The 17124-nt window shown below is 43.5% G+C and carries 15 protein-coding genes; all 15 read left to right on the top strand.

Features of this window, described 5'->3' with window-relative positions; genetic code table 11:
- Nucleotides 1–98 precede the first annotated feature (98 nt).
- The 15 genes from BO48_RS02640 to BO48_RS02570 all read left to right on the top strand — a co-directional run bounded on the left by BO48_RS02640 (nucleotide 99) and on the right by BO48_RS02570 (nucleotide 17097).
- Nucleotides 99–1670 (top strand): AbgT family transporter, encoded by a 1572-nt coding sequence (locus tag BO48_RS02640; protein WP_496365888.1) that lies wholly within the window; start codon nucleotides 99–101, stop codon nucleotides 1668–1670.
- A gap of 104 nt (nucleotides 1671–1774) precedes the next feature.
- Nucleotides 1775–4375: a DNA polymerase I gene (gene polA, locus BO48_RS02635; protein WP_496365887.1), complete on the top strand. Its 2601-nt coding sequence runs from the start codon at nucleotides 1775–1777 to the stop codon at nucleotides 4373–4375.
- Nucleotides 4376–4383: 8 nt separating this feature from the next.
- Nucleotides 4384–5247 (top strand): bifunctional DNA-formamidopyrimidine glycosylase/DNA-(apurinic or apyrimidinic site) lyase, encoded by an 864-nt coding sequence (gene mutM / locus BO48_RS02630; RefSeq protein ID WP_496365886.1) that lies wholly within the window; start codon nucleotides 4384–4386, stop codon nucleotides 5245–5247.
- 24 nt (nucleotides 5248–5271) lie between these two features.
- A complete protein-coding gene (coaE, locus tag BO48_RS02625; protein ID WP_496365885.1) occupies nucleotides 5272–5871 on the top strand; it encodes a dephospho-CoA kinase in 600 nt (199 codons plus the stop codon).
- 72 nt (nucleotides 5872–5943) lie between these two features.
- The gene (locus BO48_RS02620; RefSeq protein ID WP_496365884.1) at nucleotides 5944–6948 is read left to right on the top strand and encodes a glyceraldehyde-3-phosphate dehydrogenase; all 1005 of its coding nucleotides are present in this window, start codon (nucleotides 5944–5946) and stop codon (nucleotides 6946–6948) included.
- A gap of 110 nt (nucleotides 6949–7058) precedes the next feature.
- Nucleotides 7059–7532 (top strand): transcriptional regulator NrdR, encoded by a 474-nt coding sequence (nrdR, locus tag BO48_RS02615; protein WP_496365883.1) that lies wholly within the window; start codon nucleotides 7059–7061, stop codon nucleotides 7530–7532.
- Nucleotides 7519–8871 (top strand): replication initiation and membrane attachment family protein, encoded by a 1353-nt coding sequence (locus BO48_RS02610; RefSeq protein ID WP_496365882.1) that lies wholly within the window; start codon nucleotides 7519–7521, stop codon nucleotides 8869–8871. Before nrdR ends, BO48_RS02610 begins: the two co-directional genes overlap by 14 nt.
- A gap of 4 nt (nucleotides 8872–8875) precedes the next feature.
- Complete coding sequence (gene dnaI, locus BO48_RS02605; RefSeq protein WP_496365881.1) at nucleotides 8876–9802, top strand: primosomal protein DnaI; 927 nt, start codon at nucleotides 8876–8878, stop codon at nucleotides 9800–9802.
- A 303-nt stretch (nucleotides 9803–10105) separates the two neighbouring features.
- Nucleotides 10106–12037 carry a threonine--tRNA ligase gene (gene thrS / locus BO48_RS02600; protein WP_496365880.1) on the top strand — a complete coding sequence of 644 codons (1932 nt, stop codon included), beginning with the start codon at nucleotides 10106–10108 and terminating at the stop codon, nucleotides 12035–12037.
- Between the two features lie 212 nt (nucleotides 12038–12249).
- Nucleotides 12250–12780 (top strand): translation initiation factor IF-3, encoded by a 531-nt coding sequence (gene infC / locus BO48_RS02595; RefSeq protein WP_197272225.1) that lies wholly within the window; start codon nucleotides 12250–12252, stop codon nucleotides 12778–12780.
- Nucleotides 12781–12801: 21 nt separating this feature from the next.
- Complete coding sequence (rpmI, locus tag BO48_RS02590; RefSeq protein WP_496365879.1) at nucleotides 12802–13002, top strand: 50S ribosomal protein L35; 201 nt, start codon at nucleotides 12802–12804, stop codon at nucleotides 13000–13002.
- Nucleotides 13003–13028: 26 nt separating this feature from the next.
- Entirely contained in the window at nucleotides 13029–13388 is a 360-nt protein-coding gene (rplT, locus tag BO48_RS02585) for a 50S ribosomal protein L20 (protein ID WP_496365878.1), read from the top strand.
- A gap of 599 nt (nucleotides 13389–13987) precedes the next feature.
- Nucleotides 13988–14422 carry a VOC family protein gene (locus BO48_RS02580; protein ID WP_496365877.1) on the top strand — a complete coding sequence of 145 codons (435 nt, stop codon included), beginning with the start codon at nucleotides 13988–13990 and terminating at the stop codon, nucleotides 14420–14422.
- 192 nt (nucleotides 14423–14614) lie between these two features.
- The gene (locus tag BO48_RS02575; protein WP_496365876.1) at nucleotides 14615–15721 is read left to right on the top strand and encodes a 5-methyltetrahydropteroyltriglutamate--homocysteine S-methyltransferase; all 1107 of its coding nucleotides are present in this window, start codon (nucleotides 14615–14617) and stop codon (nucleotides 15719–15721) included.
- 32 nt (nucleotides 15722–15753) lie between these two features.
- A complete protein-coding gene (locus BO48_RS02570) occupies nucleotides 15754–17097 on the top strand; it encodes an MFS transporter (RefSeq protein ID WP_496365875.1) in 1344 nt (447 codons plus the stop codon).
- The last annotated feature ends 27 nt before the right edge of the window (nucleotides 17098–17124 follow it).

The raw sequence follows: 17124 nt of genomic DNA, 5'->3' as shown, positions 1-17124 counted from the left end.
CATTTTCAAAACCATTTGATAATATGGCTGCGACCATTTATAATATAAGCCGTTATCTTTATTTTAAGATTACTTATATTTTTGGGAGGAAGAATGGAATGGAAAATGGTAGAAGTAAAAAAGGTCTCTTCCAAAAGTTCCTGGATTTTGTAGAATGGCTGGGGAATAAACTGCCTCATCCAGTTACATTATTTGCAATACTGGCAGGTTTGACACTGCTTGCGTCTTGGCTATTCGCAAGTATGGGCGTGTCGGTGCAACACCCTGGGGAAGAGGAGACAGTTTCAGTAACGAATCTGCTCAACGGAGAGGGTATTAATTACATATTCTCCACGATGACAGATAATTTCATTAATTTCGCACCGCTTGGCGTGGTATTGGTAACGATGCTCGGTATCGGTGTGGCAGAACATTCAGGTTTAATCAGTGCAGCGCTTAGAGGTTTTGTACTGTCAATACCTAAAAGTCTGATCACTGCAGGACTTGTTTTTGCAGGTATCATGTCATCACTTGCTTCTGATGCGGGTTATGTTGTACTGCCGCCGCTTGGCGCAGTCATATTCCTGGCACTTGGAAGACATCCGATTGCGGGTCTTGCTGCCGCATTCGCCGGTGTATCGGCTGGTTTCTCCGCAAACCTTCTGATCAGTGGTACAGATGTTATGCTTGCTGAATTGAGTACCGCAGCAGCGGCAACAATCGATCCGGCATATGCTGAAACGATGAATGTAACCATGAACTGGTTCTTTATCGCAACAAGCGTATTCATATTGACATTTGTCGGCTGGTTCGTCTCTGATAAAATTGTCGAACCGAGACTTGGAAAATATAATCCTTCGGAAGCTCCGGAAGATGCTGGTGATGAAGCAGCAGAAGATTATATGGCACCGCTCACAAAAATTGAGATAAAAGGTCTATGGTCTGCATTCATTTCTGTAATCATCGGACTTGGGCTTGCATTGTCGCTTGTCGTATTTCCAAATTCGCCGATGAGAGGTACTGACGGCACTTACATGGATACAATCATCCAGTCGCCGTTCATGTCATCTCTCGTGCCGATTATTGCAATTCTGTTCTTTATACCGGGTCTTGTGTTCGGCATGGTAACCCGTACAATCAAGAACGATAAAGATGTTGCAGGACAGATGTCGAAAACGATGGCATCGATGGGTATGTTCATTGTTCTTGCATTCACAGCCGGTCAGTTCGTTGCATATTTCAACGAATCCAATCTCGGACTCGTTATCGGTGTCAACGGTGCAGATTTGCTTGAAAGCATGAATCTGACAGGCATTCCGCTTATTATCGGGTTTATGGCAGTGACTGCATTCATCAACCTGTTCATCGGAAGTGCCAGTGCAAAGTGGGCTATGATGGCCCCGATCTTCATACCGATCATGATGCAGCTCGGCTATTCACCTGAGCTGACGACGATGGCATACCGTGTTGCGGATTCATCAACGAACATCATTACACCGTTAATGACATACTTCGCAATTATCATCGCATTTGCACAACAATACGTCAGAAATATCGGTATCGGTACATTGATTTCGGTCATGCTGCCATACTCCATATGTTTCTTCGTATTCTGGGCATTGATGCTCATCGTGTGGATGCTGTTCGGATTACCGCTCGGACCAGCAGCACCAATCGAATATCAAGGTTAATAAAAGATTTCAAAGACGCAGATAAAACTGCGTCTTTTTCTTTTCTCTGTTAAAATGGTATATATAATTCGAAGAATGATAATTTATATTGAGGAGCATAACTCATGAAGAAATTGATTTTAATAGACGGGAACAGTGTGGCTTTCAGGGCATTTTACGGATTGCCTCTGTTGTCCAATCAGAGCGGTCTGCATACGAATGCAATATTCGGTTACGCGAGACTGCTGGAAAGAATCATCAAAGAAGAAGAGCCGACTCATTTCATGGTTGCTTTCGATGCTGGAAAATCGACTTTCAGACATAAAGAATATAAAGACTATAAAGGCGGGAGACAGTCAACACCGCCTGAACTGGGTGAACAGTTCGCGCCGATCAGGCGCCTGATTGATGCATACGGAATTAAACGCTTTGAGCTGGATGAATATGAAGCGGATGACATCATCGGGACTCTTTCCATGATGGCGGATGCAGAAAAGATGAAAACGATTGTTATTACGGGTGATAAAGACCTCACACAGCTGGCGAGTGATCATACAGTCATATATTTCACTAAAAAAGGCATCAGTGATATTGATGAATACACACCTGAACATGTCAGGGAAATATATGACCTGACACCGGAACAGATTATAGACTTAAAAGGTCTGATGGGGGATAAATCAGATAATATTCCGGGTATCCCGGGTGTCGGTGAAAAGACGGCCCTGAAACTGCTCCATCAGTTCGGCACGGTTGAAAATGTGCTGGAAAATGCAGGTTCAGTGAGCGGCAAGAAGCTTCAGGAGAAGCTGAAGGAATTTACTGAAGAAGCATTGATGAGTAAAAGTCTTGCGACAATCCACAGAGAAGTGCCGCTTGATTTCAAACTTGAAGACCTGGAATTTAAAAATGATACAGAAGAACAGAAATATGAGCTGTTCAAAGAATATGAATTCAATTCACTGCTTGAGAATATGGATGCAGCAGAAACTGAAGACATCAGTGACTTCGATGTTGAGCATACGGATAACCTTGAGGATCTTGGAAATAAAGTATCCATCCACCTTGAAGTGCATGCAGAAAACTACTTATATAACAAGCCGGAATTCATTGCATTGACTGACGGTGAAGAAGCGTATGTCAGAAGTCTTGAAAATATTAATGCCAAGCAGTTGGAAGAATTCCTGAACAGCAGGGAAGCGGTCAATGCTTACGATATAAAAAGACAGATTGCACTGCTCAATCAGCTTAATATTCGATTCAACGGTTTCAGCAATGACATCATGATGGCGAGTTTCCTGCTCGATCCATCGACGAAGATCATCGATGTTTCAGAGACGGTGAGTCCATACGGCATCAATATCAACAGTGACGATTTCCACTACGGAAAAGGGAGAAATAAAAAGAATCCTTCCGAAGAGGAAACAATCGAATTTCTGACAGATAAGGTGATGGCGGTCCATACCGCAAAAGATAAGATGGTGGAGAAACTGACAGAAGATGAAATGTCAGAACTGTATTATGACCTGGAAGTGCCGCTGTCAAAGGTGCTTGCGGATATGGAAATCAGAGGCATACGTGTCATGCCTGAACGTCTTGTCGAAATGGAAGATGAAATTGACGGTCAGTTGAAAGAAATCCAATCCCGAATCTTTGAACTAGCAGGAGAAGAGTTCAACATCAACTCTCCGAAACAGCTTGGTGTCGTGCTGTTCGAAAAGCTTGAACTGCCCGTCATCAAAAAGACGAAGACGGGTTATTCTACAGCAGTGGATGTGCTCGAAGCGCTGCTTGATAAGCATGAGATCATCCAGTACCTTCTGGATTACCGCACATTGTCAAAACTGCAGTCGACATATGTCATCGGTCTTCAAAATGAAGTGAAAGAGGACTCCAGAATTCATACGCGTTTCAACCAGACGCTGGCCCAGACCGGCCGTCTGTCATCAGTGGAGCCGAACCTGCAGAACATTCCGGTCCGTCTGGAAGAAGGAAGGAAAATCAGACGTGCCTTTGTACCTAAAGACGACGATCATGTACTGCTTGCACTGGACTATTCACAGATTGAACTCAGGGTGCTCGCAGCTATCACGGGTGATGAAACGATGCGTGAAGCATTCACGAGCGATCTCGATATTCACACGAAAACTGCAATGGAAGTCTTCGGCGTGGAACGTGATGATGTAACGTCCACAATGAGACGGAACGCAAAAGCGGTAAACTTCGGTATCGTTTACGGCATTAGTGACTACGGACTCAGCCAGAATCTGGGCATCACACGTAAAGAAGCGAAGACTTTTATTGATAATTACTTGAACTCCTTCCCTAAAGTGAAGGAATTCATGAAGTCGATCGTTCAGGATGCGAAGCGTGATGGCTATGTTAAAACATTGCTCAACAGACGCAGATACACTCCGGATGTCCACAGCAGGAATTTCAATGCAAGAAGTTTTGCGGAACGTACGGCGATGAATTCGCCGATACAGGGCAGTGCAGCAGATATCATCAAACTTGCAATGGTGAATTATGCAAAAGATGAAAAGGCGCAGTCATTCAATGCTGAACTCCTGCTGCAAATCCACGATGAACTGATCTTCGATGTGCCGAAAGATGAAGTGGAAGAATTTTTAACGGTAATAAAAGATATTATGGAAAATGCGATGGATATCGGTGTGCCGCTGAAAGTCGAACATGGCTACGGCAGCGACTGGTACCAGGTGAAGTAGGTGTAAAAGTGCCGGAATTACCAGAAGTGGAATTGGTTAAAAGAGAATTGAAAACAGTGGAAAATTTAACGATTGAAGATGTTGAAGTATCGGACAAGGTCATTGACGGCCATAATGCCGGGAAGCTGACAATCATTAAAGAACCTATTGATATATTTATCGAAAACACGAAAAACATGGATATACTTTCGCTCGGACGCCGCGGCAAATATTTATACTTCATACTGCAGAATGACCGTCAGGTTAAATACCTGATTGGTCATTTAGGTATGAGCGGTGCATTTTTTCATCTGAACAGCCTGGATGAAATCGTGGAGCATAATTTTAAAGTGCATTGGCATGTCATATTTTATCTGTCGGACGGGAGTATGCTGGTCTATGCGGATATCAGACGCTTCGGCGAGCTCAGGACAATTGATAAACTCGGGGATTTCCTGCCGGTTGTCCGGATGGCGCCTGAATATGATTCCATTGAAGCGGAAGAATTTTTCCGGAATGCAGTGAAACATCCTAAAAATGCCTCTAAAACGATCAAGGCCGTGCTGATGGACAGCACAGTCGTCACGGGTGTCGGAAATATTTATGCAGCGGAAAGTCTGTACTCTGCGGGTGTGCTGCCGACAAGAAAAGCCGGGAATATCTCTGTCAAAAGGCTTGAGAGCTTATTCCAGGCAATCATAGATGTATTTGAGCTGTCACTCACACAGGGCGGTTCGACGATATCGGACTACCGCAGTTCGACCGGCGGAAGCGGGGAAATGCAGAACAGATTTCAGGTGTATCAGCGTAAAACGTGTCCTGAAGGGCATGACATAAAGACAAAAGTCATCGCGGGACGGAATACATTCTATTGTACGAAATGCCAGCGATAAATTGTTTAGGAGAGGGTTACAGCAATGTATAAAGTGATAGGGTTGACCGGCGGCATCGCCAGTGGAAAATCGACTGCATCCGATTACATAAAAAGCCTGGGATTTGAAGTGCTCGATGCAGATGTCTATGCAAGAAAAGTCACCGAAAAAGACAGTGCGGGCTATCATAAAATCATAGAAGTTTTCGGCACGGATATTTTAGATGAAAATAAAGAGATCGACCGCAGAAAACTCGGTGAAATCATCTTCAATGATCCAAAAGAGCGGAAAAAGCTGAATGGCATATCCCATCCGGAAATCCGCCGGATGATGAATGCGGATCAGGAGGCGTTTTTAAAACATAACCATGTATTCCTGGACATTCCGCTGCTGTTTGAAAACGGTCTGGATAAAAATTGTGATATCACGATTACCGTCTATGTGACAAAAGAGAACCAGATGGAAAGATTGATGGAACGTAACAATCTGACTGAAAAAGAAGCGGCGTCCAGGGTGAACAGCCAGATGTCACTTGATGAAAAAAAAGACTTGAGCGATCATGTATTTGATAATAATAATGATCAAAAAGAACTGTATGAACAGATCGATAAATTTGTCGAAACGCTGAAAAAACAACAATTGTAAAAATACCGCTTTCCAGGAATTTTAAATGTGTTATACTATTTATGAAAAAGCATAACATAAAGGAGATTTGTCATGAAAAAAGTTGCGATAAATGGCTTGGGAAGAATAGGTAGAATGGTATTCAGAATTGCATCGGAATCTGAACATTTAGAGGTTGTTGCAGTCAATGCAAGCTATCCTGCTGAAACACTTGCCCATTTAATTAATTATGATTCAACTCACGGGAAGTGGCAGAAAACGGTTGAGCCAAAAGTGGGTGCCCTTGTAGTTGATGGTCATGAAATAAAGATTACGAGCGATCGTAACCCTGAAAATCTACCATGGTCAGATTTGGGAATCGATATTGTATTTGAGGCGACTGGCAAATTTAATAACGAGTTGGGCGCTTCCGGTCATATTAAAGCCGGTGCTAAAAAAGTCGTCCTGACAGGACCGACAAAAGGCGGAAATGTTCAGACGGTCGTTGTCGGTGTAAATGATGAAACATTGAGTGTCGATGATTACAATGTGTTTTCGAATGCATCATGTACAACGAACTGCTTAGCGCCTGTAGCAAAAATTTTGGATGATGAGTTCGGTATCAATAATGGATTGATGACGACTGTCCATGCGTATACGAACGATCAGAAAACAATAGATAATCCTCATAAGGATCTGCGCCGTGCACGTTCAGCGGCAGAAAACATCATTCCGACTTCAACTGGTGCGGCTAAAGCCCTTGGAGAAGTCCTGCCTCAGTTGAAAGGTAAACTTGACGGTTTGGCACTCCGTGTACCGACGCCGAATGTTTCACTTGTGGACCTGGTTGTCGATCTGGACAAAGAAGTGACTGCTGAAGAAGTGAACAGCACATTTGAAAAGTATGCAGACGGTGAAATGAAAGGTGTGCTTGGTGTTACATACGAACCACTTGTATCGAGAGATTTCAATACGGATGCAAGAAGTTCAATCATCGATGCAAGCCTGACGATGGTTATGGACGATAACAAAGTCAAAGTGCTCGCATGGTACGATAACGAGTGGGCTTACTCGAAGCGTACCGTTGAACTGGCAGAAAAAATTGCAGACGAACTTTAATCGTCAGCAAGGCTCAGAACAATGTTCTGGGTCTTTTTTATTTTCTTTAGTATAGGGAATGAATAAAATTTGATATAATAGAAGAAATTCTTTAAAAGAGGTGATCGTTTATGAAATGTCCACAATGTCAGCATAGTAACTCCAAAGTGATCGATTCACGCCACACGGATGAAATGTCTACAATCAGACGCCGCCGTGAGTGTGAAAGTTGTGGATTTCGCTTCACTACATTCGAACGTGTAGAAGTTACACCTCTGGTCGTTGTTAAAAAAGATGGTACAAGAGAAGTTTTCAATAGAGAGAAAGTGCTTGCCGGGCTTCTCAGGGCATGTGAAAAAAGGGCGATTCCTTATGAAGAGCTCGAGAAACGTACAGATAGGGTAGAAGCGAATTTAAGAAACCTGAATAAGGCTGAAATATCTTCAAATGATATCGGTGAGTTTGTCATGAAAGAACTGATTACACTGGATCAGGTTGCGTACGTACGGTTTGCATCAGTTTATAAAGAATTCAAGGACATAGACCAATTGATGGAAACTTTAAACCAGTTGACAAAGGGTAGTAATAATAATGAACATCAATAACCGCCTGAAACCGAATACTGAATTCATAGTGTATCGTCCGATGACTTTGAGCCGGGACAATATGGAAGTGGTCAATGAACTTTATTTACCGTTAATCGGTGCGGATACGACCATGACTTACATTTACATGTTCGAATCCACGGCACATTATGAGCCGCTGACCATCCGTTTCCACAAAGAGTTCATGGATGCATTATCCATATCACTTTCAGATCTGATGGACCGGTTTAAGAAATTGGAAGCAATCGGTCTGATGAAGAGTTATGTATCGAATCATACGCATGAAGATTTGTTTGTGTATGAACTTTTGCTGCCGCTCGATGCTGAATCATTTTTAAATGATCCGATGCTCAGCATGTATCTGTATGGCAAAGTGGGCAGTGCACAGTACAAAACAAAGAAAGAACGGCTGATGTATCCGGAGCTTCCAGAAAACATTTCTGAAGTGACGATGAAATTCACCGATGTCTTCCATCATCAAAATGACAGCAGTTATACACTGCCGGCGGAAAACTTCAAAGACCGGACCGTTTCTGCCGGGATCAATGTCGACCTGGATGATTTTGATTTCGACGTATTATTCACGCATCTGAAGGGGACGATCATCGACAGGAAGTTTTTCACGAAAGATATCCGGATGCTTATCGTCAAATTGAGTGTGCTTTTCAATCTGAATGCTTATGATATGAAAAATATACTGCTTAAAGCAACGTCGAATTACCACGGCATCGATGAAGCAAAACTGAAGTATGAAGCGAGGAAATATTTCCAGGCTGAATCGAAACAGGTCAGCCCAGTTCTCGAAAAAAAAGAGGAGAAGGCAGAAAGCGGCCCGGAAAAAGAGGAAGACAGAGAATACATCAAGATGCTGCATGAAACAAACCCGATCGACAGGCTGAGGGACCTGAGAAATGGTTCCCCAACGGACATCGACTTGAAGCTGGTGACGGATATTATTGTGAATACGCCGCTCAATCACGGGGTCATCAATATACTGCTTGAGTATGTATTTTTGAAAATGCAGGGGGAACTGCCGTATAATTACACGATGACGGTGGCGAACAACTGGGTTGAAAAAGGGTATCAGTCTGCAGAAGAGGCCGTTGAATCCATCAAAGAGTACCAGGAGCAGCAGGAGAAGCGGAAGAAAAGATATCTGCCTTCAGAACGCCAGGGTGAACAAGCACCGAAATGGATGTCTAAAAGTAAGCAGCAGCCCGAAAAGAAAAATAAAGAACCGGTGAAAACCGAAAAGAAACGAACAAATCAATCACAAAAAACTGCAAAAGATGATCCAGAACTTCAGAAAATGATTGAGGACTTTAGAAAAAACAGGTGATAGTATGGAGCCGATTAACCAATTCATTAAAAACAATAAAAAAATAGAGCGAAACAATGAGCGTATTTATCAGGAGCTGATTCAGAACCCTAAAATAGTGGAGCTGATCAATGATGAGGAAACCCCTCTGACCGCTTCGATGATTAAAAACGACCTGATCACTTTAAAGCATTATGCCGATCAGCCATCCGAATGTAAAGAGAACAGTGATGGTCAATGTGAAAATCATCCCGACGGCTATATTATCAATATTGATATCAGGAACGACCGGGCGAACATGTTTTACACACCGTGTCCGATCAAAGTGAGAAACGACGAATTCATTAAAAGGGAAAATCTGATCCAGTCTTATCATGTGCCGGAAGATATTAAAAATGCCACATTCGATACGATATATCTGGATGACGCATCCAACCGGAATGTTCTCTTGAAAAAGGCAATCCAGGTGACGGATGCGGTGGCGTCGGATACAAACTACCGCGGTCTTTATATTCACGGCGAATTTGGAATCGGCAAGTCCTACATTCTCGGATGTATCGCCAATGAACTGAAAGAAAAGGCGGTTTCATCACTGATCGTCTATGTGCCTGAAATTCTCCGTGACTTAAAAGCAGGCTTCCGTGACGGTACAACGGATGAAAAGTATAACCTGATCAAAAATGCGCATGTGCTGATTTTGGATGACCTGGGTGCAGAAGACGTCACGCCGTGGGCGAGAGACGAAGTCATTACGGGCATACTGCATCACCGAATGGTGCAGAAACTGCCGACTTTCATCAGTTCCAACTACTCAATTGATGATCTGGAATACCGTTATGCGAGAACGAAAGAGAATGGTATCGAGGAAACGAAGGCGCGCCGGATGACCGAAAGGATCAGGGCATTGTGCGAAGAAGTGCAGATGACCGGTGACAATTACAGAAACGGCTAGCTATTGCATTAAATTTTTCTATACAGTATAATTAATTTACAAATTTCATTAATTAAATTCCAAGGACGAAACACTTTCGGATTTATTCAAAGAGAGCACATCACCTGCTGAAAGATGTGTATTAAACCGTTGGATGTCACTACCTTATGATCTGCTGATTAATACTCAGCCGGCATGGTCCGTTATCGCCTTACTTGAGATGATCAGTATTTTTATATCATAAATCAGGGTGGTACCACGGTTATATCCGTCCCTCTATTATTATAGAGGGGCTTTTTTATTTTATAGGAGAGGATGAGTCAAATGGTTGAAGCAATTGATATTAAATTCCCGGATGGCAACAGTAAAGAGTTCAATTTCGGCATCACTGCCGAGGAGGTGGCATCGTCCATCAGCCCGGGCCTTAAAAAAGCGGCTGTAGCGGCAAAAGTGAACGGTGAAATGTATGATTTAAGACGTCCAATCGAAGAAAGTGCAGACATTGAATTATTTACAAATAAAAACGAAGAGGGGCTTGAAGTGCTCAGACACTCAACTGCCCACCTGATGGCGCAGGCCTTGAAAAGACTTTACGGTGATGTGAAGTTCGGTGTCGGTCCTGTCATTGAAGAAGGGTTTTATTACGACTTTGATATGGACGAAAGCATTTCTGAAGATGACCTTCCTAAAATTGAAAAGGAAATGCAGCGGATTGTGGATGAAAACGTGGAAATCGAAAGACGCGTACTTTCCCGCGATGAAGCAAAAGAACTGTTCCAGGATGATCCGTATAAACAGGAACTGATCGAAGCGATCCCTGCAGACGAGAATGTCTCCATATATTCACAAGGTGAATTTACGGATCTGTGCCGCGGTGTGCATGTCCCATCAACTTCGAAAATAAAATCATTCAAGCTTTTATCGACTGCCGGTGCATATTGGCGCGGGGATTCTGATAATAAAATGCTGCAGCGGATTTACGGTACAGCGTTCTTTAACAAGAAAGATCTGAATGAATATCTGCAGCTTCTGGAGGAGCGTAAGGAACGTGACCACCGCCGAATCGGAAAAGAGATGAAGCTGTTTGAAAACAACCAGCTGATTGGTGCAGGCCTGCCGATGTGGCTCCCGAACGGTGCGACGATCCGTCGTGAAATCGAGCGCTACATCGTTGATAAGGAAGTGGCACTCGGCTATGACCACGTGTATACACCGATCATGGCAAACAGTGACCTTTATAAAACGAGCGGTCACTGGGATCACTATCAGGACGACATGTTCCCGCCGATGACAGTGGGTAACGAGGACCTGGTGCTCCGACCGATGAACTGTCCGCATCACATGATGATCTATAAAAATGAAAAACACTCGTACAGGGAGCTGCCGATCCGGATTGCAGAGCTCGGCATGATGCACCGTTACGAGGCGAGCGGCGCAGTGAGCGGCCTGCAACGTGTACGCGGCATGGTATTGAACGACGCGCACGTATTCGTCCGCCCGGACCAGATCAAAGAAGAGCTGATCCGTGTGGTTGAACTGATCCAGGAAGTATATAAGGACTTCAATCTGAATGATTATTCATTCCGTCTGAGCTACCGTGATCCGGAAGATAAGGAAAAATATTTCGATGACGATGAAATGTGGCAGAGAGCGGAAGCGATGCTGAAAGAAGCAGTGGATGACATGGGTCTTGACTATGTTGAAGCAGAAGGCGAAGCGGCGTTTTACGGACCGAAGCTCGATGTACAGGTGAAGACTGCGCTCGGCAAGGAAGAGACGCTGTCGACAGTGCAGCTCGACTTTTTATTGCCAGAACGTTTTGATCTCACTTATATCGGTAAAGACGGCGAGGAACACCGTCCGGTTGTCATCCACCGCGGCGTTGTTTCGACGATGGAACGTTTTGTGGCATTCCTGACTGAAGAATATAAAGGTGTGTTCCCGCTGTGGCTTGCCCCGCAGCAGGTTGAAATCATCCCGGTCAACCTGGATCTGCATTATGATTACGCAAGAAGCGTCCATGATGAGATGAAATCACAGGGCATCCGTGTGCACATCGATGACCGCAACGAAAAGATGGGGTATAAGATACGTGATGCACAGATGCGTAAAGTCCCTTATCAGGTCGTCATCGGTGATAAGGAAATCGCAGAAAACGAAGTGAACGTCCGCAAGTACGGTGAAGAAGCACAGAACACATTCGACAGGGAAGAATTCCTGTGGTCACTCATCGATGAGATCAGACTCAAAAAATAGTTTGACAAAATGAGATTTAGCCTGTATAGTATTAAGAGTTGATAAGAACGGACAAGAAGAAGCTCCCGCTTCTCACCCGCAAGCGCAGTAATGTTGTGACCGGGTTTCAGAAATACAGGACATATCAGCAGGTATGTCCGGCGTATTTATGGAGACAGGCGGGTGCATAATATATGCAGCCGCCTTTTTTGTTCGTCTTAAATATTATGGAGGTGTCAAAGATAGCAAAAGACCAAACAATCATCAATGATCGTATTCGCGCTAAAGAGGTTCGATTAATTGCACAAGACGGTGAACAAGTCGGCGTTAAACCGACGAAAGAAGCTATGGAAATGGCAGAACGTGTGGAATTGGATTTAGTATTGGTTGCACCAAAGGCTAAACCGCCTGTCGCCCGTATTATGGACTACGGCAAGTACAAGTACGAACAGCAGAAGAAAGAAAAAGAAGCACGTAAAAAGCAGAAAGTCATCAATCTTAAAGAGATCAGACTATCACCGACGATTGAAGAGCACGATTTCAATACTAAATTGAAAAATGCGAAGAAATTCATCTCTAAAGAAGATAAAGTAAAAGTTTCCATCCGCTTCCGTGGCCGTGCAATCACTCACAAAGATATCGGTCGTAAAGTCTTGGAACGTTTTGCTGAAGAGCTTAAAGATGTAGCGACAATAGAACAGAGACCTAAAATGGAAGGTCGTTCAATGTTCCTGATTGTTGCACCAATTGTAGAAAACAAATAACTAATTCCGGAGGTCAATAAAATGCCTAAAATGAAAACACACAGAGGTTATGCTAAACGTGTAAAGAAAACTGGTACAGGTAAATTCAAGCGTGGCAGAGCATTTACAAGCCACCTTTTTGCAAACAAATCAACTAAACAGAAGCGTCAATTAAGAAAAGCGACATTAGTTGCGAAATCAGATTCTAAAAGACTTAAGCACTTACTGGCAAAAGCTAAATAATTACATTTTTCAAGGAGGAATAAACGATGGCACGTGTTAAAAACGGTCTAACGTCACGTAAAAGACGTAAAAAAGTATTAAAACTAGCAAAAGGGTACGTTGGATCAAAGAGTACTCTATACAGAACGGCGAAACAACAAGTAGTCAAATCAGGTCAGTATGCATACCGTGACCGCAAAACGACAAAACGTGAGTTCAGAAAATTATGGATCACACGTATCAACGCAGCAGCACGTCAAAACGACATCAGCTACAGCCGTCTTATGAATGGCCTTAAAGTAGCAGGTATCGATGTAAACAGAAAAATGCTTTCAGAAATCGCAATCGCTGACGAAGCGGCATTTGCTGAACTGGCAACTAAAGCAAAAGACGCTTTAGCTAAATAATTAATATAATATATAGGTATTGAATCCCCGCTGAACAGATGCAGCGGGGATTTTCTTTTGGAAATTTTGAGGTGTTGGGGGATGTGCGGCTGGATTAGGGTGCTGATTTTGATGTGAGGTATGGAATTTGAAAGATGTGATCGGAATTCAGGGATGAATCCGATTAGCGTGGTATGTTGGGCAGTTTGAAATCGAAAGACGATATCGAATCCGATTAGTGATACGAATATTGGAGGTTGAAATCGTTTTGGGGCTTGAGATTCGATTTGACAGAAGAATTTGGCAGTGCCAAATCGGAATTAGCAACCGAATCCGGTTTGGTGGGTACTTTTTAGAGGATGTGATTGGAATTTATAATCTAACATCGTATAAGTCATCCAGAAACGTAAAGATATTTGAATTTCATTTAAATGATCGCATAAATGACTAAAATGTAGAAAGTTAGTCGAAATCGCACTTCTCCGATGATATTGCAAAGTTATGCGAAACCGATTTTAACAGTATCTAAAACGGCTGATCAATGGCTCACTCGTACCCCTCAATAACCAATAAAATAACTCAATAATGTTATAATTCAAATAAACTGAGGAGGGCATAAAATGAGAGAAACTGAAATTGATTTTATAGTTGAAGATAGTCTGAAAGCTCTGGAGCTGTATGAAAAGATATTTGAAGTCGAGCGTATAGAAGTGACAAATTTCGAGCAGAGTCTGAATGAAGTGATTTTTAAACTATATGATGTCAGATTTCATATGCTGGATGTCAATCCCGACGCTGGGCTGAAAGCAGCTGATCCGGACCATCCAAATACCGTCTGGTTCAATATTACTGTGGCGGACATAGAGCGCACATACCAAAAAGCGCTGGATTCCGGCTGCACAGAAGTGCAGAGTGTAACAGAGATTAAAGATTTCGGTGTGTCGAATGCCATGTTCATGGATCCTTTCGGCTATATGTGGATGCTGCACCAGGTCCATAAGGAAGTCAGTTTCGAAGAGCGCATGAAAATTTGGGAAGATATGCAGACGGATTAGTGACAGTTAAATAAACAACGGCAGACGGCACAAAAGCGTCTGCCGATTTTTTATTTCTATGTCTTATTCACCACATAAAAAGATATTCAGCTGATATAGCTTTTAGTTATAACGAGTTATGAATAAATACTGTTATTCTATATCCGATAACCATGGTAGTATTTATCTAATACAAAAATTGGAGTGGTAGTCATGACAACAGTAAATACTAAAAAAATATATCGTGCAGATCAGGTAGGCAGTCTGCTCAGACCTAAAAGAATCAAGGATGCACGGAGACAAGTTGAAGCAGGAGAAATTTCTAAAGAAGATCTTAGACAGATAGAAAATGAAGAAATAAAAAGAGTCGTAGAAAGACAAAAGGAAGCGGGCCTCGAAGCTGTGACTGACGGAGAATTCCGCAGAGCATGGTGGCATTTTGATTTCCTTGAGAATTTAACAGGTGTGGAAGGTTACTGGTCCGGTGGCGGCATCCAATTTAAAAACCAGCAGACGAAATCACGGGCGATCAAAGTGACGGGCAAGCTCGACTTTGATGATCATCCGTTTATCGAAGATTTCAAATTCCTTCAGGAACAGGCAGGAGAGCACACAGCGAAAGTAACGATTCCAAGTCCGAGCATGCTGCACTTCCGCGGTGAAATCGACCCTGCTGCCTATCCGGATGAAACGATATTCTTCAAAGACCTTGCAGCGGCATATAAAAAAGGCATTCAGAAATTTTATGAAGCAGGGTGCAGATACCTTCAACTCGATGACACTGCATGGGCGTACCTCTGTTCTGATGAGCAGAAAGAACGATTGAAAGAAAAGGGGCTGGACCCGGATTACCTTGTAGAAAAGTATTTGGAGACGATCAATGAGGCAGTATCCGACCGCCCGGAGGACCTTAAAATTACAATGCACATCTGCCGGGGTAACTTCCGTTCAACATGGATTTCCTCAGGCGGATACGAACCGGTGGCATCTGAGATCTTCGGTAAACTGAATATCGACGGTTTTTTCCTTGAATATGATACGGAGCGTGCCGGCGGCTTTGAACCGCTGCGCCATGTACAAAGAGATGATCTGACAATCATCCTGGGCCTCATCACTTCAAAGCACGGTGAACTTGAAGATAAAGAAGAAGTGAAAAAACGTATAGAAGAAGCAAGTAAATACGTACCACTTGAGCAGTTGGCGCTGAGTCCGCAGTGTGGTTTCGCCTCAACGGAAGAAGGCAACTTGCTGACAGAAGAGGAACAGTGGAAAAAGATTGAACATGTAGTCAGCATTGCGCGTGAAGTCTGGTCATCATAACAATAAAATTCTAATATCAGGAGGGGTCAGGTATGCAGAAAGTGCAAGTGGAAGAAGCGATTGATAGAAGCCGCTTCAATAAGTTTCATCTGATTGTGTTTATATGGTGTTTCTTCGCCATTGCTTTTGACGGTTTTGATATCGCATTATACGGAATAGGGTTACCGCATATGATGGAAGACTTCGGCTTGACTTCTGCAGCCGGTGGAGCCATCGGAAGCTATGCCCTTGCCGGTATGATGCTCGGGACTTTCGTACTCGGCTCCTTCTCTGATATTATCGGCAGAAAACGCATTTTGATCATCTGTCTCATACTGATCAGCGTATTCAATGCGCTGGCGGGGCTGGCAACAAACGCGACGATGTTCCTGATTTTCCGTTTTATCGGTTCAATCGGTATGGGCGGCCTCATGCCGGTCGTGATTTCCTTTATGACCGAATATTCCCCTAAGAAGAACAGGGCGATGACGGTTGCTGCGATGTATTGCGGCTATTCAATCGGCGCAATCATTGCTTCAGTCACTGCGATGTACTTTATTGAAAGTCTGGGCTGGAGATTTATGTACCTGCTCAGCGCATTGCCGCTTCTCGCACTGCCGTTTATAATCAAACAGTTTCCGGAATCCATTTCATATCATCTGCAGAGAGGGCATAAAGATAAAGTGGCTGAAATATTGAACCGTGCAAATCCTGGAGGCAATTATAATAAAGCAGATAAGTTCATATATACAACTGCGAAAAAAGATACGAAGGGACTGCCGGTCGGGAAACTGTTCACGGATAACCGATCGATGACGACAATTGCATTTTGGGTGATGGTGTTCAGCTGTCTGATGATGATCTACGGTCTGAATACATGGCTGCCGACGATGATGCAGGAATCCGGATTCAATGTCGCGTCAAGTATGTCATTCATCATGATACTTGCTGTCGGTCAGATCATCGGCTCGCTTACAGGCGGGTACATGGTCGACCGCATCGGTCATAAAAATGTGCTGCTTTCGATGTATTTGATGGGTGCAATATGCTTTGTCTTCTTGAGTGTCACGCAGCAGCCGGCACTTATATATGTACTGATCGCAATCGGCGGTGCATGTACAGGCGGCACACAGAATCTTGTCAATCCGTATATCAGTGCATTTTACCCGACTGATATCAGAGGGACAGGACTCAGCATGGCAGTCGGCATCGGCAGACTGGGTTCAATTACTGCCCCGATTCTGATTGGTCTCGTTCTGATGACGAACCTCGAACCGCAGACAGCATTCATGGCGTTCGCCATACCGAGTCTCCTTGGCGGTACAGCACTGCTGTTTGTCCGTGAAAAAAGCGGCAAGACAGTACAGACAGGTACACCTGTAGCGAATGAAACGTAAAATAAAAATCGAATACTTATCAAACTT

The organism is Lacicoccus kunmingensis DSM 17847, assembly GCF_059568765.1.
This window is presented reverse-complemented; position numbering and strand designations above follow the sequence as displayed.

What these genes read in the sequence shown, in the direction of transcription:
- BO48_RS02640 (WP_496365888.1), top strand. Translation starts at nt 99, where the DNA reads ATGGAAAATGGTAGAAGTAAAAAAGGTCTCTTCCAAAAGTTCCTGGAT.
- polA (WP_496365887.1), top strand. Translation starts at nt 1,775, where the DNA reads ATGAAGAAATTGATTTTAATAGACGGGAACAGTGTGGCTTTCAGGGCA.
- coaE (WP_496365885.1), top strand. Translation starts at nt 5,272, where the DNA reads ATGTATAAAGTGATAGGGTTGACCGGCGGCATCGCCAGTGGAAAATCG.
- BO48_RS02620 (WP_496365884.1), top strand. Translation starts at nt 5,944, where the DNA reads ATGAAAAAAGTTGCGATAAATGGCTTGGGAAGAATAGGTAGAATGGTA.
- nrdR (WP_496365883.1), top strand. Translation starts at nt 7,059, where the DNA reads ATGAAATGTCCACAATGTCAGCATAGTAACTCCAAAGTGATCGATTCA.
- BO48_RS02610 (WP_496365882.1), top strand. Translation starts at nt 7,519, where the DNA reads ATGAACATCAATAACCGCCTGAAACCGAATACTGAATTCATAGTGTAT.
- dnaI (WP_496365881.1), top strand. Translation starts at nt 8,876, where the DNA reads ATGGAGCCGATTAACCAATTCATTAAAAACAATAAAAAAATAGAGCGA.
- thrS (WP_496365880.1), top strand. Translation starts at nt 10,106, where the DNA reads ATGGTTGAAGCAATTGATATTAAATTCCCGGATGGCAACAGTAAAGAG.
- rpmI (WP_496365879.1), top strand. Translation starts at nt 12,802, where the DNA reads ATGCCTAAAATGAAAACACACAGAGGTTATGCTAAACGTGTAAAGAAA.
- rplT (WP_496365878.1), top strand. Translation starts at nt 13,029, where the DNA reads ATGGCACGTGTTAAAAACGGTCTAACGTCACGTAAAAGACGTAAAAAA.
- BO48_RS02580 (WP_496365877.1), top strand. Translation starts at nt 13,988, where the DNA reads ATGAGAGAAACTGAAATTGATTTTATAGTTGAAGATAGTCTGAAAGCT.
- BO48_RS02575 (WP_496365876.1), top strand. Translation starts at nt 14,615, where the DNA reads ATGACAACAGTAAATACTAAAAAAATATATCGTGCAGATCAGGTAGGC.
- BO48_RS02570 (WP_496365875.1), top strand. Translation starts at nt 15,754, where the DNA reads ATGCAGAAAGTGCAAGTGGAAGAAGCGATTGATAGAAGCCGCTTCAAT.